This is a genomic window from Streptomyces sp. NPDC050509 (genome assembly GCF_044457965.1).
Lineage (GTDB): Bacteria > Actinomycetota > Actinomycetes > Streptomycetales > Streptomycetaceae > Streptomyces.
The window spans coordinates 148,195-165,220 of the sequence record NZ_JBITHL010000013.1 but is presented as its reverse complement, the minus strand read 5'-3'; the positions used below and the strand labels follow the sequence as shown (position 1 = coordinate 165,220).

The following is a 17,026-nucleotide window of genomic DNA, read 5'->3' as shown; positions in this document are numbered from 1 at the left end:
CGGACCGTTCACCGTCCGGCTCGGCAGTCGCCGGCCGCCCTTTGAGGAGTCACCCATGCCCATCGCCACAGCCGCCGTGGTCCGCGCCGAGGGCGACGGCTTCACCCTGGAGGAGATCGCCGTCGACCCGCCCCGCCCCCGTGAGGTGCTGGTACGCATGCGCGCCGCCGGTATCTGCCACACCGACCTGAGCGTACGCGCCGGGGCCACTCCCTTCCCCCTGCCCGCGGTGCTGGGACACGAGGGGGCGGGCACCGTCGAGGCCGTGGGGTCGGCCGTCACCTCAGTGGCCCCCGGCGACGCGGTCGCGATCAGCTTCGCGTCCTGCGGGGAGTGCCTGGCCTGCCACAGCGGGCAGCCGGTGCGGTGTGCGCACTGGTTCCGGCTCAACCTGTCCGGGGGCAGCCGCCTGGACGGCAGCCCGACCCTGCGGGGCACCGGCCGGCACGCCCGGTCCGCGCTCCACGGCCACTTCTTCGGCCAGTCGTCGTTCGCGACCCTCGCGCTGACCGGCGAGCGCGGTGTCGTACGCGTCCCCGCCGACGTACCGCCCCGGATCGTCGCGCCGCTGGGCTGCGGGGTGCAGACGGGGGCGGGGGCGGTGCTCCATGTGCTGCGCCCCGCCCCGGGGGACGTGCTCGCCGTGTTCGGCGCCGGCTCCGTGGGACTGTCCGCCGTGATGGCGGCGCGGCTGACCGCGGCCACCCGGGTCATCGCGGTCGATCCCCGGGAGGCGCGGCGGGAACTGGCCCGCGAGCTGGGTGCCACCCACGTGGTCGACCCCGGCGCCGAGGACCCGGCCGAGGTGATCGCCGGGCTGACCGGCGGCGCCGGTGTGCAGTGCGCGCTGGAGACCAGCGGCCGCCCGGAGGTGCTGCGCCAGGCCGTGGACGGCCTGGCCGTGGGCGGGGTGTGCGGGGTGGTCGGGGCGCCCCCCGCCGGGGCCGAGGCGCACTTCGACGTACCCCGGATGCTCGACCGCGGCCCCCGGATCGTGGGGGTGAATCAGGGGGCGGCGGTGCCGCGCCGGTTCATCCCCGCCCTGATCGACCTGTACCGGGCCGGGCGGCTGCCGGTGGACCGGATCGTCCGGGACTTCCCACTGGCCGCGATCGAGGAGGCCGCCACCGCTGCCGCCACCGGCCAGGTCGTCAAGCCGGTCCTCACCATGCCCTGACCGCGCGCCGGCCGGTGCGCGGGCCCGCCACCCGGCGCGCGGTCCGGTGGGTATCGCCGCCTGCCGGCACGACGGCACCACCGACGGGTTCGCCGCTCACCTGCGCATCCGCGCGTTGAGCCGGGCGGCCTGTCGTGTGAGGTGGTCGCGTTCGGGGAGGTTGGGCGCTGATCGGGCGGCTTGGGCGTAGAGCCGTGCCGCGGTCACCGGATCACCGTCACGCTCGTGCAGGTACGCCGCGACGGCGGTGTGCCGTGGCAGGGAGGGATCGAGCCCCGCCAGGGCGGCCAGGCCGGCCCGCGGACCGTCAGCCTCGCCCACCGCGACGGCCCGGTTGAGGCGGGCCACCGGGCTGTCGGTGAGCCGCACCAGTTCGTCGTACCACTCGACGATCTGCACCCAGTCGGTCTCCTCGGCGGTCCTGGCGTCGACATGCAGCGCGGCGATGGCCGCCTGGGCCTGGAATTCGCCCAGGCGGTCGCGGGCGAGGGCGGTCTGGAGGATCTCGACGCCCTCGCTGATCAGCCGGGTGTTCCACAGACCGCGGTCCTGCTCGGCGAGCGGCACGAGCCTGCCGTCGGATCCGGTCCGGGCCGGGCGCCGTGCGTGGTGGAGCAGCATGAGCGCCAACAGGCCCGCGACCTCCTCGTGGTTGGTCCTGGCCGCCAGTTCGCGAGTGAGCCGGATCGCCTCGGAGGCGAGGTCGACGTCGCCGGAGTAGCCCTCGTTGAAGACCAGGTAGAGCACGCGCAGCACCGTGGCGACGTCACCGGGCTGGTCGAACCGGACGCCGGAGACGGTCCGCTTGGCCCTGCTGATCCGCTGGGCCATCGTCGCCTCCGGCACAAGGTAGGCCTGCGCGATCTGCCGCGTGGTCAGACCGCCGACCGCGCGCAGCGTGAGCGCGACGGCCGAGGCCGGGGTCAGGGACGGGTGCGCGCACAGAAAGTACAGATGAAGCGTGTCGTCCACCGCCTCGCCCGGGTCGGGCGTGGGCTCGGCCTCGACCAGCTCCTCCCGCCGGCGCCGGGAGGTATCGGCGCGGACGGCGTCGAGGAACTTGCGCCAGGCCACCGTGACCAGCCAGCCCTTGGGGTCCCGAATGGGGTCTCCCCTGCTCGAACGAAGCCGAGAGCTTGGGGAAGAGTCGTCCGGCCACGCGCGCACGGCCTCGACCAGGGCGTCCTGCACGGCGTCCTCGGCCGCCGCGAAGTCCGCTCCGCGACGGACGAGAACACCGATCACCGCAGGCACCAGCTCGCGGAGCCGCGACTCGTTCACTCGGTGGCCGTGGGCTGCTCGCCGTAGAACGGGCGCAACTCGAGCCACTCGTGGATCGGCTTCCCACCCGCACCCGGAGCCGCGGACAGCTCACCGGCCAGTTCGAGCGCGCGCTCGTAGGTCTCGACGTCGATCACCATCCAGCCGGCGATCAGGTCCTTGGTCTCCGCGAACGGCCCGTCGGTGACCGGCGGCCGCCCCTCGCCGTCGTAGCGGACAAACGTGCCCTCGGGGGAGAGCGCCTGACTGTCGACGAACTCGCCGGTGCCCTCAAGCCGAGCGGCGAAGTCGCGCATGTATTGCATGTGGGCCGAAACCTCCTCCGGCTCCCACTGGTCCATCGGCACGTCGTTGACCGACGCCGGCGCGCCCCGGTAGTGCTTGAGCAGCAAGTATTTGGCCATCATGTTCTCCTTGGGTGAGGCACGGCCCGTTGTGTACGGCCCATTGTGGCTGTGTTCGCTCCTGGGACGGAGCCGCGCGCGGGTTCTCGACATCACCTCGCGAAGTTCTTCGGCGGACTTCAAAGACTCCGCTATTCGGCTGCCTCGCGCTCGTCATCGTGTGGGAGACCCCGGCTTCGCCGCGCCGGAAACTCGGATGCGGGTGCCGTACGGCCACCCCTAGGCTGCGCCCGCGGGGAGGGCGAGGCGCCCTGTCGACCATCAGTGGATCGGAGATGCACGAGGTATGACCAGTCAACTGTTCGCGATCTGCTTCAACGCGACCCGGCCGTCGGACTTGGCGCACTTCTGGTCCGGGGTCCTGGGCTGGGAGTTGACCGACGGTCCGGACGACGTCGCGATCCTGCCCCCTGATACCGCCGGGTTCCGCATTCGTTTCCTGCCGGGCCAGGAGCCGAAGATCGGCCAGAACCGGGCGCACTTCGACCTGACGAGCACCTCCCCGGAGGACCAGCACCGGACGGTGGCCAGGGCGCTGGAACTCGGCGGGAAACACATCGACGTGGGACAGCTCCCGGAAGAGGGGCATGTGGTGCTCGCCGACCCGGACGGCAACGAGTTCTGTGTGATCGAGGCGGGCAACAAGTTCCTCGCCGACACCGGCTTCATCGGAGCGCTGGCCTGCGACGGTACGAAGAAGGTCGGTTACTTCTGGAGCGAGGCGCTGCGGTGGCCGCTGGTCTGGGACCAGGACGAGGAAACCGCCGTCCAATCACCGAACGGCGGTACGAAGATCACGTGGGGTGGTCCTCCCGTGGCTCCGAAGACGGGAACGAACAGGCTGTACTTCGAGCTGGCGCTCCCCGCCGAGGCCGACGGGGAGGCGGAGGTCGACCGCCTGATCTCGCTTGGCGCGACGCGCACCGACATCGGTGAGGGCGACGGCGTCCGGGTGCTGATGCTCGACCCTGACGGCAACGAGTTCTCCGTACAACGGACGTCGTTGCCGTCGTACTCGTAGGAAGTGACCTTGCCCGTCGGGTCCTTCAGCCATTCTCGTGGATTTCGCCAGGAATTGCCGCGGATCTCCCCACAGCCCAGGGCAGGGCCCAAGCGGGGAGACTCCGTGCTGTCCTGCCGTAGCCGGTCTCAGGTCCGGCGCAGCGCGGACCACTGCAGGACGGCGAAACCGGCGACGGTCAGCGCCTGCACCGGGATCCAGACGGCGCCGGCCGTGGTCGGTTCGAACCAGAGCGCAAGCGCGGCGACGCTGAGCACGGCCCACAGCAGATTCGCGTCGACGACGGCCTTCACGGGCAGTCGCGGCGGCTGCCGGCGGGCGGCGAGACAACCGACTCCGACCGCGAACAGAGTGAGGAATACGCCCAGTCCGACCAGGACGGCGCCGTCGACCCCGAGCAGCCGACCGAGCGGTCCGGACGCCGTGACATACGCCAGTCCGTTGACACCGGTGACCAGGGCGTCGAGAGTGAGGAACCGGCGCAGCATCGTCTGCGGCTCAGTGGTGCGGGAGATGCCGGCGAGCAGGGTTGCGGACATGGCGAATCAGCCTCCATCGAGGTCGTACGGGCTGGTCGAGGGCCTGAACTCGGACGGAGTGCGCCGCCCGGGTTCAGGTACCGCAAGGGTGCCGGGCGAAGCGGGTGGCGTCGATTACGTGCGAGGTAATGGAGGCGGGGTTCACCGTCCGGCAGCGGGGCGAACGCAGGCTCCTGACCGAAGTTGACGACCGGCAGGCGCAGGTCGAGGGAGGGATGTCTCCGGCCACCCGACCGCATCATGAACCTGATCCGGAATCCATGGTTTCCCCCCGATCCGTCCCGCCGATCATGGTTGATAGCCTCCGGGAATGACTGCGATTTTCGACGAAGCCGTCCGTGCCCGGCTGCAAGCCCCCAACATCTGGTACGTCGGCACCGTGTTCGCCGACGGAGCGCCGCAGGTCAGTCCGATGTGGGTGGATCTGGAGGGAGAGGGCGAGCTGACGTTCAACACCTCGATGGGCCGGGTGAAGGAGGAGAATCTGCGCCGAGACCCCCGCGTCTACCTCTCGCACGCGGACGCCGTCGATCCCTTCGACCGCGTGCAGATCAGTGGCGAGGTGGCCCGCTTCGTCGACGGCCAGGAGGCGCACGACCGAATGGACCGGCTGGCCCGGAAGTATCTGGGCAGCGAACGGTTCGAGTGGATCATGCCTGGTGAGCAGCGGGTCGCGGTGATCGTGCGCGCGGTCAAGGTGCGGCACATCGTCGGGGTGGAGCGGTTCCGGCCCGGCGGCCCCGTCCCCGCGCCTTGACCGGCCCGACCGAGCGCCGCGCGCTCTCCGCGCAGATCGACTGAGTACGCATACCCACTGCTTGCCGGGTATCCGCGCCCATCCGCGGCGCTCCCCCGCCGGCATAGCGTCCCGGTATGCCGGCAGAGATCGCACCGACCAGCAGCACCCCCGCCACGACCGAGTCCAGGCCCGCCTCCTCTGTCCTCGGGGCCATCGGATGTAGCTGCGTCGCGTTGGTCGTCGTACTCGCTCTGGCCGTCCCGCTCGTACGGGGATCATGGGGGTCGACGGACTTTCCCCGTGTCACGCCCGAGGACATGGCGAGCCGCGCGTTCCAACGCTCGCAGGAGGCGTACGACGTCCTGGGCTTCACGCGCACCGTAGAGCCGGGAGTCGTGGACATCGGCGTCAGCACGGAGAACACGTTCAGCTCCGGCTTCTGCTACGACGGGGGCCTGCTGGGGCTGGAGGACAAGACCGTCGACGGCGCCTACCGGATGAGCCACAGTTGGGCGCTGGACCACGTGCCCGCGAGTCGGGCCGTCTCCGGCCTGCGCCGACTGCACCACCACCTCAAGGACAACGGCTGGACGGTCTCGTCCTACCGTGACGGCGCAAAAGGCAACTGGGACCTGTTCGTCCAGCGGAACGACGGGGCCGAGCGGATGTCCTTCACCTGGTACGCGGACCGGGAGTACTTCACCGGCGGCGCCAGTGTCCCCTGCGCCTACGACCCCGAGTGGGAGGACGCCGACATCGGCCCCGCCGGGGAGTACCAGAACCCACCCGTCCTCGGTCCCGCGCAGCGGGGCTGGGCCGTGTGAGGGAACAGGTCCCCGACCACGCTCCGTGCCGTCGATGGCATGGGCCGCCGTCCCGATGATCCTCCTCGGCACCGGAGCACCACACGGTCGCCCAGGCCCCGCACGGTCCAGGGCCTGGGCGACCGGCGGCTGCCGGGCCGACCAGGAGCGCTTCCGTACGCGTCCTAGAGCTGCTGGGCGGTCCTGGTCCGGAGGATCTCGTCCATGGACTCCTCACGCCATCGCTTCAGGAGTTCGTGGAAGGCGAATGCGCCGTAGGGGTAGCCGCTCGGCCCGTTCGGCCGGCCGCGTCCCTCGCCGTTGTAGTAGCCGGGGGTGCACTCGGCGTGGAACCACTCGTGGTCGGGGGCGTCCTTCGACAGGAGGGCGATCCAGTCGTCCTCGGCCTCGCGGGACGGTTCGACGAGGGCCCCCTCGGCTTCGGCCGCCGCGACGAGGGCGGCGGCATGGACGGCCTGCTCGTCGAGGATGTGCGTGTAGTTGACGCTGCTGGCGTTCTGCACGGATCCCATCTGGATCAGGTTCGGGAAGCCGTTGCTGGTGAAGCCGTGCAGGGTGCGCGGACCCTGTTGCGCCCAGGCGTGGAGCAGTTGGGTTCCTTCCCGGCCGTGGACGGGGAGCTTGCCGGAGAGGACGCCGGAGGTACCGACGGAGAAACCGGTAGCGAAGATCAGGCAGTCGAGCTCGTAGCTGGTGCCGCCGACCACGACCCCGTGTTCGGTGACGCGCTCGATGCCGTGGGTGTCCGCGGTGTCGACCAGGGTGACGTTGGCGCGGTTGAACGCCGGGTAGTACTTGTCGGAGAAGGTGGGACGCTTGCAGGCGTACCGGTACCAGGGCTTGAGCTTCTCCGCCGTGTCCGGGTCGGTGACGGTCCGTTCGACGCGGGTGCGGAGTTCGTTCATCTTGGCGGCGTCGGCGGCCTCGTAGGCTGCCTCGAAGGTCTCCCGGTCGCCCTGACGACGGAAGCTGGGCAGGAGCTTCTCCAGGAGACCCGCCGACATGGTCCAGCGGTCCGCCACGAGATCCTCTTCGGCCGGCTCACCGGAGACGATGCGCAGATAGTTGTCGCGGCGTTCGCGTGCCCAGCCGTCGTGGTCGGCGCCGACGTCCTGAGCGGTGGTGCGGCGGTTGGCGCGTACGTCCACGGTGGAGGGGGTGCGCTGGAAGACGTAGACGTGTCCGGCGTCCTCGGCCAGCATCGGAATGACCTGGATGCCGGTGGCGCCGGTGCCGACGACGCCCACCCGCTTCTCCGAGAGCCCCGACAGGCCGCCGTCCGCGGTGCCGCCCGTGTAGCCGTAGTCCCACCGCGACGTGTGGAAGGTGTGGCCCTTGAAGTCCTCGATACCGGGTATCCCGGGGAGCTTCGGCTGGGAGAGGGTGCCGGTGGCGGTGACGACGTACGTGGCCCGGAACGCGTCGCCGCGGTCGGTGGCCACGATCCACTTCTCGGATGCCTCGTCCCAGGTCAGCGAGGTGACCCCGGTGGAGAACAGCGCGTCCGGGTACAGGTCGAACTTCTGCGCGATCCGCACCGCGTGGCGGCGGATCTCCTCGCCGGGCGCGTACTTCCACTCGGGTACGTATCCGGTCTCGTCGAGCAGCGGCAGGTAGACGTGCGACTCGATGTCGCAGTGGATGCCCGGGTACCTGTTCCAGTACCAGGTGCCCCCGAAGTCGCCGCCGATCTCGACGATCCGGACGCGCTCCAGGCCCTGCTGCCGCATCCGGGCCCCGGCGAGGATGCCGCCGAATCCGCCGCCGACCACGGCGACGTCGACGGTGTCCCGCAGCGGCTCGCGCCCGGCCACGTCCCCCACGTACGGATCGGCGGCGTAGTAGCCGAACTCGGCGTCGGTGGGCCGGTACTGGCCGGCGCCGTCGGGCCGTACCCGCCGCTCGCGTTCGAGGTGGTAACGCTGTCTCAGCGCGGCGAGTTCGTCGGAGGTCGGCGCTTGAGGAGTCGTCATGTGGGGGTCCTCGATCCGGTTGGTCCGCTGTTGTGCCGGCCGCCCGGGACGAGCGGCCTTCCGCTACGGTAGCAACTACCGGACAACGCTGTCCGGTTGGAGTGCGGGTGCGTACCGCGGCACTCGGAACGAGCACGTCCGCCCTCCGGCGGGCCCACGCGCGCTTCCTGCCGACGGCACCCGCAGAAATACGGACAGGAAGAGTGACCCCCCATGCGACGACTCCCGATCCGATCCCTTGCCGTGCTCGCCGCGATCGGCACGCTGGCGCTCACCGGATGCGGCACGGACACAGGCGACCCCGGTGACCGCGGGGACACGACGGCCTCCGCGGGCGCGGGCCGGACCATCCGCGCGCAGAAGGTCATGCAGCTGACGAAGGTGCACGAGGAGACCGGGATGACCCTGCTGGAGGGTCCGACCTTCGACGAGAACGGTGACCTGTTCGTCGTCGACGTCACCGCACCTGAGGGTGAGCCGAAGGTGATACGCGTCAACATCGAGAAGAAGACGTCGAAGGCGGTCCACACCGACGGGCGAGGGGCCTACACCTCGGCACAGTTCAGCCCGTACGACGGACGGCTCTACCTGAGCGACTACGCCCACGGCGAGGTCGTGAGCCTGGCCCCGGACGGCAGCGATCCGCGGGTCTTCTTCTCCGGCGAGGTCGAGGGGGCGCAGATGAACCTCGACGACATCGCCTTTGACAAGGCAGGCAACCTGTACCTGAGCGACACACGCGGCCTGGCGGAGGGCAAGGAGCACGGGCGTGTGGTGCGGATCGACCGCGACGGCAAGAAGGCCACCGTCCTGGCCGAGGAACTGGCCGCGACGAACGGTATCTCGTTCGACGTGGACTACCGCGGGCTGTGGATCAGCGAGCTCACCCAGAACCGGATCTCCTACCTCAGCCTCGACGCGAAGGGAGGGGTGACCTCCCGGCACACCGCCATCCGCGTCGACGGCGGGATCGCCCAGACCGACTCGATCGCTGTGGACGCGGACGGAAACCTCTACGTGGGACTGTCCGGCCGGCCCGCGATGGCCGTATACGACAAGCACGGTGAGCGCCTGGCGACCGTCGAGGTCCCGGGCCGCGCCGAAGGGCTGGAGCTGGCGACGAACGTGGCCATCACGCCCGGCGGGAGGAAGGCGTACATGACCGTCAGCGGGCCCGCCGGAGGGTACCTGTACACCTTCGACGCACTGGCGAAGGGCATCCGCCAGTCCAACGGCGGCTGACACCGCTCCGCCAGTCACCCCTCGAACGGCCGCACCGGTCCCACCTCGACGTCGAGCAGCCGCCAGGCCGCCAGCGCCCGGTGTTCCCGCTCCTCGCGCGTGGGGCCGGTGACGGCGCCCGAGACCATGGCAACGGCCAGCATGAGATCTTGCGCCGCCCCCAGCCGATGACCGTCCGGCAGGTGTGCCCGCAGGGCCCGCTCGACCCGCTCGGACAGGGCCAGAGCGTACGCGCGGACGTCGGAGCGGCTGTCCGCGTCGGCGTGCAACAGGCCGATGAAGGCCGCCGACTCCGTCAGATGCCAGGTCAGCACACCGAGGACTCCGGCGAAGGCCAGATCCTCGGTTGCGGCCGCCTTCTCGACCTGCCGCACGTTCTCCTCCAGAACCGCGGTCGCCACGGCGGCCCGGTCAGGGAAATGCCGGTACAGGACGCCCTGCCCGACCCCGGCCCGACGCGCGATCGCGGAGAGCGGAGCGTCCAGACCGTGCTCCGCGTAGATCTCCCGGGCAGCGGTGACCAGAGCGGCCCGGTTGCGGGCAGCGGCCTTCGGCCCGTGGTTCGCGGGCCGCCGCTCGTTCGACATGGGGTGCTGCGTCACTACCGAAGGGTAGCCCCCGGCAGGGCATCGCGGCACTTCCCGTCCCCCCGCGGAGAGGCCCGGCGGACCGGAGCCCCGCGGTTCCCGGCGGTCAGCAGGCCGAGTTGGTCTGGGTGAGCAGACCGAGCCGCCACGGCAGTGTGTTGTAGTCGCCGCTCGCGCCCGGGTTCAGGCCCTGGTACACGTACTGCAGCTTGCAGGCGGGGATCGTCAGCGTCTGGTCGTAGCCCGCCCGGATCATCTCGCCGTGGCTCACGTCCCTGGTCCAGGACCCGGCCGGGAAGGTGACGTTGTTCGCCCGGGCGAAGGGATTGCTCTCCGAGGCGGCCAGCGCCGTCCACGAACCGCCGAGGCCGGTGGCGGTCCAGGACCGGAAGTAGCGCCGGCCGTCCGATCCGATCGCCTCCACCAGCAGCAGATACTGATTGCCGCCCTGCACCTTGTAGACGTTGGCGGCTTCGAACAGGGCGTACTTGTTGGCGTCCTGGGCCGCGATGACGGTGTTGGTGAACCCGTTCGGGAACTGGGACACGGTCGTCTGCGAGCGGTACAGGTGCCCGTTGTCGTCGGAGGAGAACAGGTAGCAGTTGACGCTGTCGCAGATCACCCACATGTCGACCCAGTAGCCGTTGCCGATGTTCTGCCTGATGATGTCGGGCATCGAGGCGTAGAAGTTGCGGGGCGCGCTCCAGCCGTTCGGATTGCTGATGTCCGGGTTGGTGGAGAAGGAAGCGTTCCCGGTCTGGTACACGAGGTACCACAGCCCTTGCGGGGCGTAGTAGAACACCTGCGGCGCGGCCCGGTACCCGGTTCCGATCGCGCTGCGGTCCAGGTAGTGGTGGGTGGCCGAACCCGCCTGGGACCAGTCGCTGAAGCTCAGGTACACCAGGTTGTAGCCGGAGGCGCTCGCGGCGCTGGCGAACACGTGGTACTTGCCGTTGTAGTAAACGACCGACGGGTCCTTGATCCCGGCGATGTTGTGGGCCGAGTCCGGCTTCGGGGCGATCAGCGCGCCGCTGGAGCTCCAGGAGAAACTGCCGGGCAGGGCCGACGTGGAGGAGGACGAGCGCGTGCTCGCGGTGGGTGCCGCCGTGACCGCGCTGCCGCCGAGGCCGGTCAGCGTCGCCTGGTAGGCCGCCTTCTTGTTGCCGTTACGGTCGAACAGCAGCGGGTTCTCCCCGCTGCGCCAGGAGTCGCTGTCCCGGATGCCCCACACGGTGATCCCGGTGCACCGCGCGACGTTCAGGCACGCCTGGACGGTGTTCGTGTACGCGGCCGCCGGCGCCTGGGCGATGTCGAGTTCGGTGATCTGTACGTCCACGCCGAGGGCGGCGAAGTTCGCCAGCGTCGTCCGGAAGCCGGACGGCGGGCCGCCGGTGCCGAAGTGCGCCTGGAAGCCGACACAGTCGATGGGCACGCCGCGCGCCTTGAAGTCGCGCACCATGCGGTACACGCCCTGGGTCTTGGCGTCGCTCCAGTTCTCGATGTTGTAGTCGTTGTAGCAGAGCTTGGCCGCCGGATCGGCGGTCCGCGCGGTACGGAAGGCCTGCTCGATGAAGCCGTCGCCGAGCAGGTTCTGGAACACCGAGGGGCGGTGCTGACCGCTGCCGCCGTCGGCGAAGGCCTCGTTGACCACGTCCCAGGCCTGGACCTTGCCCTTGTAGTGGTTCATCACCGTGGTGATGTGGTTGTTCATCACGCCGCGCAGTGTGTTCGCGTCCGTGAGGGAGCTGACCCAACTGGGCAGTTGGGAGTGCCAGACCAGTGTGTGGCCCCGTACGCGCTGGCCGCGCGCCGAGGCACGGTTGACGATCTGGTCCGCGGGGGCGAAGTCGAACGAGCCGCGGGACCGCTCGACGGTGTCCCACTTCATCTCGTTCTCGGGCGTGACCGAGTTGAACTCGCGGTCCAGGATCGTCGCGTACGTCCCGTCGCCCAGTTTGCCGGCCGCCACGGCGGTCCCGAAGTACCGTCCGGACTGGGCTGCCTGGGCGCCCAGGGTGCTCGCCTGGACCGGTGCGGACTCGGCGGCGGGTGCGGCGGCGGCGACCCCGGTCGCCAGCAGCGCGAAGGCCGTCAGCAGGCCTGACATCGAGGCACGGCGCCTGCCGCGTCGCGTGGGGGGATTCATGGCTCTCCTCCTGTGCGCTTGTTCGCGCCATGACATACCGGTCGCTCCTTCTCGCCATGACGCGAAAGGTTTCGACATGGTCGCCCGAAGTGCCGAAGCAGCCTGGCCTGCGCGGTGCTGTGACATGCCCTGCCACGCGCAGACCGAACCGGGTCCGACGCGGTTCGAGAGCCGTACGTTCGAAGTATCGGACAGTTACCGGCACTTCGGGCAACCTGGATGATAGAAGCCTCAGCGGGAGCGTCAATACCCCTCGCATCATTCGGACTTGGCAGCGAAATGTTTCGAGGGGCGGAGAAGGTGCGCTACCCGTGTCAGCCGAGGTGCACAGGGACCACGATCATCTCGGCGATGTTCACATGGGCCGGCGCCGTGACGGTGAAGGCGACGGACTCGGCGATGTCCTCGGCGGACAGCGGGCGCGGACCGGTGCGCATCCGGGCGAGGGCGGCGCGCATGTCCTCGTTGAGCATGTCGTCTCCCAGCTCGGTCGCCGTGACGCCGGGTTCGATGGTGTGCACCCGTACATGGCGCGGTCCGAGCTCGGCTCGCAGGTTGCGGGTGAGGTGGGCGACCGCGGCCTTGGTGGCGCAGTAGACGGACCAGTTGGGGTAGAGGCTGTGGCCGCCGACGGAACCGATGTGCACGAGATCGGCCGGACCGTGCTCCGCCGCGGTGAGCAGGTCGTCGACGAAGGCGCGGCCGGTGTGGAGCAGTCCGCGCAGGTTGACGTCGAGCATGCGGTCCCACTCGGCGGTGTCGGCGGTCTCGAACGGCGCGCCCAGCATCGCGCCGGCGTTGGCCACGACCAGGTCGACCCGGCCGAGCCGGGACCGTACGGACGCCGCCGCCTCGGCGAGAGACCGGGTTTGGGAGAGGTCCACGGCCACGGTAAGGATCTGGCCGGAAGCGTCCGGGCGCAGCTCCTCGGCCAGTTCCGTGAGCCTGTCCTCGCGGCGGCCCATCAGGGCGACAGAGGCGCCGCCGAGGGCCAGCTTCCGGGCGGTGGCGGCGCCGATGCCGCTGGTGGCCCCGGTCACCACGGCCACCCGCCCGGCGAGGGGACGACCGGATTCGGCGGCAGGGGCGGAGCGTGTGGATACGGCCGAGGCCGATGCGGAAGAAAAGGTCATGCCGCAACCATCGGGCGATCCGGCGGCTCCTGCCAGGCAGCGCTTCACCTGGGTGACCTCACCCTGGGAGTGCCACGGCCACCCTCGGCCGGAGGCGCCCCACGGAGGAACGCGGGGCGACCGTTCGGTCAACTGCTGTGTCGCGAGAGGCTGTAGAGGAGGATCAGTACAGCCGCGGCCATCACCAGCACGTGTAACCACGCGGGGGCGGCGGAGGCGTCGGCGGCCAGGGTCGTCGTGAGCGAGGTCATCATGATGTCTCCTTCAACGCGGTCGTCCGAGACGGAACCGCGGTCGTCGTGTGTGTCCTTGCCGCACCGGAGCGGGCCCGGATCGGCCCGTCGGCGGCTTCGGAGGACTCACTTCGGGTCATGGTGCCGCGTGGCGGGCGGGGCGCTCGTCCACTCCCACCTTGCGGAGGGTGCGAGTGCCCGTCCGGCCGGAGTCGCGGTCAGGTCACCGCCGGTCGGAGCGCCGTCCGTTGCCGATGCCCGCCCTGTGCGGGGCCGGCCGCGCCGGGCCGGGCGGCAACGTTCATCAACGGGAGGACGTCGTTCGACGTGAGGTCGGCGGCGCGGGTCAGGAAGGCGATGGCAAGCAGTACGCGGCTGTCCCAGCATGACCGACTCCTTCGGCAGTTGGTCTGCGTGTGCCCCCGCATCAGGGAGGTAGGCCTGATCCGGCCCGGCGGGGCGGGCCGGAGCGGGGAGGAGGGCCCGACGGGAGGCATCCGCACCGGGGGAAGTGGCGCGTACCCGCCGCTCAGTTCGTTCCACGGAAGGTGTTGCGGTAGGTACGTGGCGACACTCCCAGCGCCTCCCTGAAGTGCTGGCGCATCGCCGTCCCGGTGCCGAAACCGGTTTCCGCGGCGATCCGGTCCACCGGCTCTTCCGTCCGCTCCAGCAACAGCCGCGCATGCTGCAGCCGCTGTTCGGCCAGCCAGCGCATCGGTGTCGCTCCCGTCTCCTGGAGGAAGCGCCGGCTCAGGGTCCGCACGCTCATCGCCGCTTCCCGGGCCAGATCCTCCAAGGTCAGCAACTCCCCCAGATGACCGAGGGCGTACGTCCGGGCGGCGGCCGTCGAGTTGACTCCCGGCCCGGGCACCGGCTGTTCGATGTACTGTGCCTGTCCGCCCTCCCGGTGAGGCGGTACGACGGTGCGCCGCGCGACGGTGTTGGCCACTTCGGCGCCGTGATCGCTCCTGATCATGTGCAGGCACAGGTCGATCCCCGCGGCGACGCCGGCCGAGGTGAGCACGCCCCGGTCATCCGTGTACAGCACGTCGGGGTCGATGTCGATCTCCGGGTACAGCGTGCGCATCTCGTCGCACGACTTCCAGTGCGTCGTCGCCCGCCGCCCTGCCAGGAGCCCGGCCGCGGCCAGCACGAACGACCCCGTACAGATCGAGGCGACCCGCGCGCCCGCCGGGATCCGGGCCAGCGCCCGGCGCACCGGTTCCGCGAGCCGCCCCCGCTCCTGCGGCCGGTAGTCCTCCTCGGCGGCGGGCACGAGCACGGTGTCGGCGCTTTCCAGCGCCTGCGGACCGTGGGCGATGTTCACCGTGAAGTCCGCGTCCGTGGTCAGCTCGCCGGGCTCCGGCGCGCAGGTCACCACCGAGTACAGCGGCTGACCGCCGCCGTCGACCGCCGTCCCGAACAGCCGGTGGACGATGCCCAGCTCCATCGGCAGCAGCCCCGGGCGGACCAGGGTGACCACCCGGTGCACCGGTTTCTCCCTCACCACAGTCATGGCCGGATTGTTTCACAACATGACCATCTGGCCAGTGGTCCGCGATCACCGGTCCTCGAAGGATGGAAAACATGGAAGAAACGACCGGACACCGCACGAGTCACCGCGCCTGGTGGGTAGCGGCCGCCGCGGCCCTCGCCATCGTGGTCGCCGGAGCCTTCTCCACCATGCCCGGGATCCTCCAGGGCCCCCTCCAGCAGGAGTTCCACTGGTCGCACGGCACCATCGGCCTCGCCTCCTCGGTGAACATGGTCCTGTACGGACTGACCGCGCCGTTCGCCGCCGCCCTCATGGACCGCTTCGGCATCCGCCGCGTGGTCGTCGCGGCCCTGAGCACCGTCGCGGCCGGTTCGCTGCTCACCACCGTGATGAACGCGTCCTGGCAGTTCACCCTCTTCTGGGGCTTTCTCGTCGGCCTCGGTACCGGCTCCCTGGCCATGACCTTCGGCGCCACCGTCACGAACCGCTGGTTCACCACCCGGCGCGGCCTGGTCACCGGCGTCCTCTCCTCGGGCAGCGTCTTCGGACAGATGGTGTTCCTGCCCGCACTGTCCTGGACCATCGACCACTACGACTGGCGCCCCGCCCTGGTCACTCTCGCGCTCGCCGCGCTGGCCGTCGCGCCCGTCGTCCGGCTGATTCTGCGCGACCACCCCGCCGACATCGGCCGATGCCCGTACGGCAGCACGGTCTTCGTTCCGAAGCCGCCCCCCGTCGACGGCGTCGCCCGCCGCACGCTCACCGTGCTCCGCGACTCCGCGCGCACCGCGCCCTTCTGGCTGCTGGCCGGCGCCTTCGCGATCTGTGGCGCCACCACCAACGGCATCATGTGGACCCACTTCACCCCGGCCGCCCACGACCACGGCATGGCCGTCACGACCGCGTCCACCCTGCTCGCCCTCATCGGCGTCTTCAACGTCGCCGGCACCATCGGCTCCGGCTGGCTCACCGACCGCCTGGACGCCCGCCGCCTGCTCGCCGTCCACTTCGCCCTGCGTGGTGCGCTTCTCGTGTCGCTCCCCGTCATGATGGCCGCCACGGTCAACCCGGCGATCATGGTCTTCGTGGTCGCTTTCGGTCTCCTCGACCTCGCCACCGTCCCGCCCGTCATCGCCCTGTGCCGCACGTTCTACGGCAAGGACAGTGCGATCGTCTTCGGCTGGGTCAACGCCGCCCACCAGATCGGTGCCGCCCTGGCTGCCGTCCTCGGCGGCGTCGCCCGCGACGCCTTCGGCAGCTACGACCTGGTCTGGGTGGTACTCGGTGCGGCCTGCGCCACCGCCGCGCCGCTCTCCCTGCTCATCCGCGCCACCCCCACCGCGTACGGCACGGCCCGACCGCCGTCCCACCGCGAGACCGTGCCGGCGGACAGGTCCGCGGAATGAGCGCGGCCGGAGACGAGCACTGCCGGTGGAAGACGTGTTGCTCCGCGGATCGGGTCTCAGCTGGTTCTTTATGGTCTGACCTCGAACGATGTCCCGAACGTGATCGCTCGTACGAGGATTCCGGGGACGTGAACACGGCCTTCGTCTGATCCTGTGCTCCGACCAAGAGGTACTTGATGCCGCGACTGTCCAGGCCACCGACCGCTACGGGACCGCTCGCGTGCTGGCCTGGGACCGCGTCCACCCGAGGCTGACTACCCGCTCCGCGTGGATCGACCACACCGGTGAACTCCCCGTCATCGAGGGGACACTGATCCGCCTGGAGGTTGACCATCTGCCCGGTGGCCACGATCCGCTCCCGGTCTGGCTGTGGTCGTCGGCCACCGGGACGACCGGCGAGGACGTCGACCTGCGCTGGCAAGCATTCTTGCGCAGATTCGATCGTGAACACACTTTCAGAATGATCAAGCAGACCCTCGGCTGGACCCGTCCGAAGCTCCGTACACCCGAGGCGGCGGACCGGTGGACCTGGCTGATCGTCGCCGCCCACACTCAACTCCGCCTCGCCCGCCCGCTGGCCGCAGACCTCCGCCGCCCATGGGAGAGGCCGGCCGAGCCCGGTCGACTCACCCCTGCACGCGTCCGCCGCGGGTTCAGGAACCTCCGCCCACATCTCGTCTGCCCGGCCCGTGCGCCGAAACCCAACCGGCCCGGCCCCGGACGCCCGCTCGGCTCGAAGAATCAGCGCCCTGCCACCCGCTACGACGTGGACAAGACGACCAGACGCCCCGGCACCATCGCCGAACGTGACCAGGTCAGACCATGA

Annotated in this window: 15 protein-coding genes and 1 pseudogene; 7 read left to right on the top strand and 9 right to left on the bottom strand. The window is 70.3% G+C overall.

All coding sequences use genetic code 11. The features are described 5' to 3' along the window. Positions 1–55 precede the first annotated feature (55 nt). Positions 56–1,177: an NAD(P)-dependent alcohol dehydrogenase gene (locus ACIBJC_RS31900; RefSeq protein ID WP_399298471.1), complete on the top strand. Its 1,122-nt coding sequence runs from the start codon at positions 56–58 to the stop codon at positions 1,175–1,177. A 96-nt stretch (positions 1,178–1,273) separates the two neighbouring features. On the opposite strand, the gene ACIBJC_RS31895 is transcribed toward ACIBJC_RS31900, so the two are convergent. Next, complete coding sequence (locus ACIBJC_RS31895) at positions 1,274–2,458, bottom strand: RNA polymerase sigma factor (RefSeq protein WP_399298469.1); 1,185 nt, start codon at positions 2,456–2,458, stop codon at positions 1,274–1,276. Beyond that, a complete protein-coding gene (locus ACIBJC_RS31890; RefSeq protein ID WP_399298467.1) occupies positions 2,455–2,862 on the bottom strand; it encodes a YciI family protein in 408 nt (135 codons plus the stop codon). Before ACIBJC_RS31890 ends, ACIBJC_RS31895 begins: the two co-directional genes overlap by 4 nt. 286 nt (positions 2,863–3,148) lie before the next feature. On the opposite strand from ACIBJC_RS31890, the gene ACIBJC_RS31885 reads away from it, so the two are divergent. Then, positions 3,149–3,883 (top strand): VOC family protein, encoded by a 735-nt coding sequence (locus ACIBJC_RS31885; RefSeq protein ID WP_399298465.1) that lies wholly within the window; start codon positions 3,149–3,151, stop codon positions 3,881–3,883. Between the two features lie 128 nt (positions 3,884–4,011). Here ACIBJC_RS31885 and ACIBJC_RS31880 read toward each other — a convergent pair whose 3' ends face one another. Next, positions 4,012–4,422, bottom strand: a complete 411-nt coding sequence (locus ACIBJC_RS31880; RefSeq protein WP_399298463.1) for a hypothetical protein — start codon at positions 4,420–4,422, stop codon at positions 4,012–4,014. A gap of 310 nt (positions 4,423–4,732) precedes the next feature. On the opposite strand from ACIBJC_RS31880, the gene ACIBJC_RS31875 reads away from it, so the two are divergent. Continuing rightward, entirely contained in the window at positions 4,733–5,179 is a 447-nt protein-coding gene (locus ACIBJC_RS31875) for a TIGR03618 family F420-dependent PPOX class oxidoreductase (RefSeq protein WP_399298461.1), read from the top strand. Positions 5,180–5,478: 299 nt separating this feature from the next. Then, complete coding sequence (locus ACIBJC_RS31870; RefSeq protein WP_399298459.1) at positions 5,479–5,985, top strand: hypothetical protein; 507 nt, start codon at positions 5,479–5,481, stop codon at positions 5,983–5,985. Positions 5,986–6,149: 164 nt separating this feature from the next. On the opposite strand, the gene ACIBJC_RS31865 is transcribed toward ACIBJC_RS31870, so the two are convergent. Then, positions 6,150–7,958 carry a flavin-containing monooxygenase gene (locus tag ACIBJC_RS31865; RefSeq protein ID WP_399298457.1) on the bottom strand — a complete coding sequence of 603 codons (1,809 nt, stop codon included), beginning with the start codon at positions 7,956–7,958 and terminating at the stop codon, positions 6,150–6,152. Between the two features lie 213 nt (positions 7,959–8,171). Between ACIBJC_RS31865 and ACIBJC_RS31860 the strand changes: the two genes are divergently transcribed. Next, entirely contained in the window at positions 8,172–9,200 is a 1,029-nt protein-coding gene (locus ACIBJC_RS31860) for an SMP-30/gluconolactonase/LRE family protein (RefSeq protein WP_399298455.1), read from the top strand. A gap of 14 nt (positions 9,201–9,214) precedes the next feature. On the opposite strand, the gene ACIBJC_RS31855 is transcribed toward ACIBJC_RS31860, so the two are convergent. From ACIBJC_RS31855 to ACIBJC_RS31835, 5 genes are all read right to left on the bottom strand, one after another. Beyond that, positions 9,215–9,802: a TetR/AcrR family transcriptional regulator gene (locus ACIBJC_RS31855; RefSeq protein ID WP_399298453.1), complete on the bottom strand. Its 588-nt coding sequence runs from the start codon at positions 9,800–9,802 to the stop codon at positions 9,215–9,217. 91 nt (positions 9,803–9,893) lie between these two features. After that, complete coding sequence (locus ACIBJC_RS31850) at positions 9,894–11,933, bottom strand: non-reducing end alpha-L-arabinofuranosidase family hydrolase (protein ID WP_399298451.1); 2,040 nt, start codon at positions 11,931–11,933, stop codon at positions 9,894–9,896. Between the two features lie 314 nt (positions 11,934–12,247). After that, positions 12,248–13,066, bottom strand: coding sequence for an SDR family oxidoreductase (locus ACIBJC_RS31845; RefSeq protein WP_399298449.1), 819 nt, complete (start codon positions 13,064–13,066; stop codon positions 12,248–12,250). Positions 13,067–13,194: 128 nt separating this feature from the next. After that, positions 13,195–13,320, bottom strand: coding sequence for a hypothetical protein (locus ACIBJC_RS31840; RefSeq protein WP_399298447.1), 126 nt, complete (start codon positions 13,318–13,320; stop codon positions 13,195–13,197). A 508-nt stretch (positions 13,321–13,828) separates the two neighbouring features. Continuing rightward, positions 13,829–14,815: a GlxA family transcriptional regulator gene (locus ACIBJC_RS31835; RefSeq protein ID WP_399298445.1), complete on the bottom strand. Its 987-nt coding sequence runs from the start codon at positions 14,813–14,815 to the stop codon at positions 13,829–13,831. 71 nt (positions 14,816–14,886) lie between these two features. Here ACIBJC_RS31835 and ACIBJC_RS31830 point away from each other — a divergent pair, with 71 nt between their 5' ends. Together ACIBJC_RS31830 and ACIBJC_RS31825 are read left to right on the top strand one after the other, a co-directional pair. Continuing rightward, the gene (locus tag ACIBJC_RS31830; RefSeq protein ID WP_399298443.1) at positions 14,887–16,200 is read left to right on the top strand and encodes an MFS transporter; all 1,314 of its coding nucleotides are present in this window, start codon (positions 14,887–14,889) and stop codon (positions 16,198–16,200) included. A gap of 175 nt (positions 16,201–16,375) precedes the next feature. Further along, positions 16,376–17,026, top strand: a pseudogene (locus ACIBJC_RS31825) (transposase); the annotation flags it as partial.

What these genes read in the sequence shown, in the direction of transcription:
- ACIBJC_RS31900 (WP_399298471.1), top strand. Translation starts at nt 56, where the DNA reads ATGCCCATCGCCACAGCCGCCGTGGTCCGCGCCGAGGGCGACGGCTTC.
- ACIBJC_RS31890 (WP_399298467.1), bottom strand. Translation starts at nt 2,862, where the DNA reads ATGGCCAAATACTTGCTGCTCAAGCACTACCGGGGCGCGCCGGCGTCG.
- ACIBJC_RS31885 (WP_399298465.1), top strand. Translation starts at nt 3,149, where the DNA reads ATGACCAGTCAACTGTTCGCGATCTGCTTCAACGCGACCCGGCCGTCG.
- ACIBJC_RS31880 (WP_399298463.1), bottom strand. Translation starts at nt 4,422, where the DNA reads ATGTCCGCAACCCTGCTCGCCGGCATCTCCCGCACCACTGAGCCGCAG.
- ACIBJC_RS31875 (WP_399298461.1), top strand. Translation starts at nt 4,733, where the DNA reads ATGACTGCGATTTTCGACGAAGCCGTCCGTGCCCGGCTGCAAGCCCCC.
- ACIBJC_RS31870 (WP_399298459.1), top strand. Translation starts at nt 5,479, where the DNA reads ATGGCGAGCCGCGCGTTCCAACGCTCGCAGGAGGCGTACGACGTCCTG.
- ACIBJC_RS31865 (WP_399298457.1), bottom strand. Translation starts at nt 7,958, where the DNA reads ATGACGACTCCTCAAGCGCCGACCTCCGACGAACTCGCCGCGCTGAGA.
- ACIBJC_RS31860 (WP_399298455.1), top strand. Translation starts at nt 8,172, where the DNA reads ATGCGACGACTCCCGATCCGATCCCTTGCCGTGCTCGCCGCGATCGGC.
- ACIBJC_RS31850 (WP_399298451.1), bottom strand. Translation starts at nt 11,933, where the DNA reads ATGAATCCCCCCACGCGACGCGGCAGGCGCCGTGCCTCGATGTCAGGC.
- ACIBJC_RS31845 (WP_399298449.1), bottom strand. Translation starts at nt 13,066, where the DNA reads ATGACCTTTTCTTCCGCATCGGCCTCGGCCGTATCCACACGCTCCGCC.
- ACIBJC_RS31840 (WP_399298447.1), bottom strand. Translation starts at nt 13,320, where the DNA reads ATGATGACCTCGCTCACGACGACCCTGGCCGCCGACGCCTCCGCCGCC.
- ACIBJC_RS31835 (WP_399298445.1), bottom strand. Translation starts at nt 14,815, where the DNA reads ATGACTGTGGTGAGGGAGAAACCGGTGCACCGGGTGGTCACCCTGGTC.
- ACIBJC_RS31830 (WP_399298443.1), top strand. Translation starts at nt 14,887, where the DNA reads ATGGAAGAAACGACCGGACACCGCACGAGTCACCGCGCCTGGTGGGTA.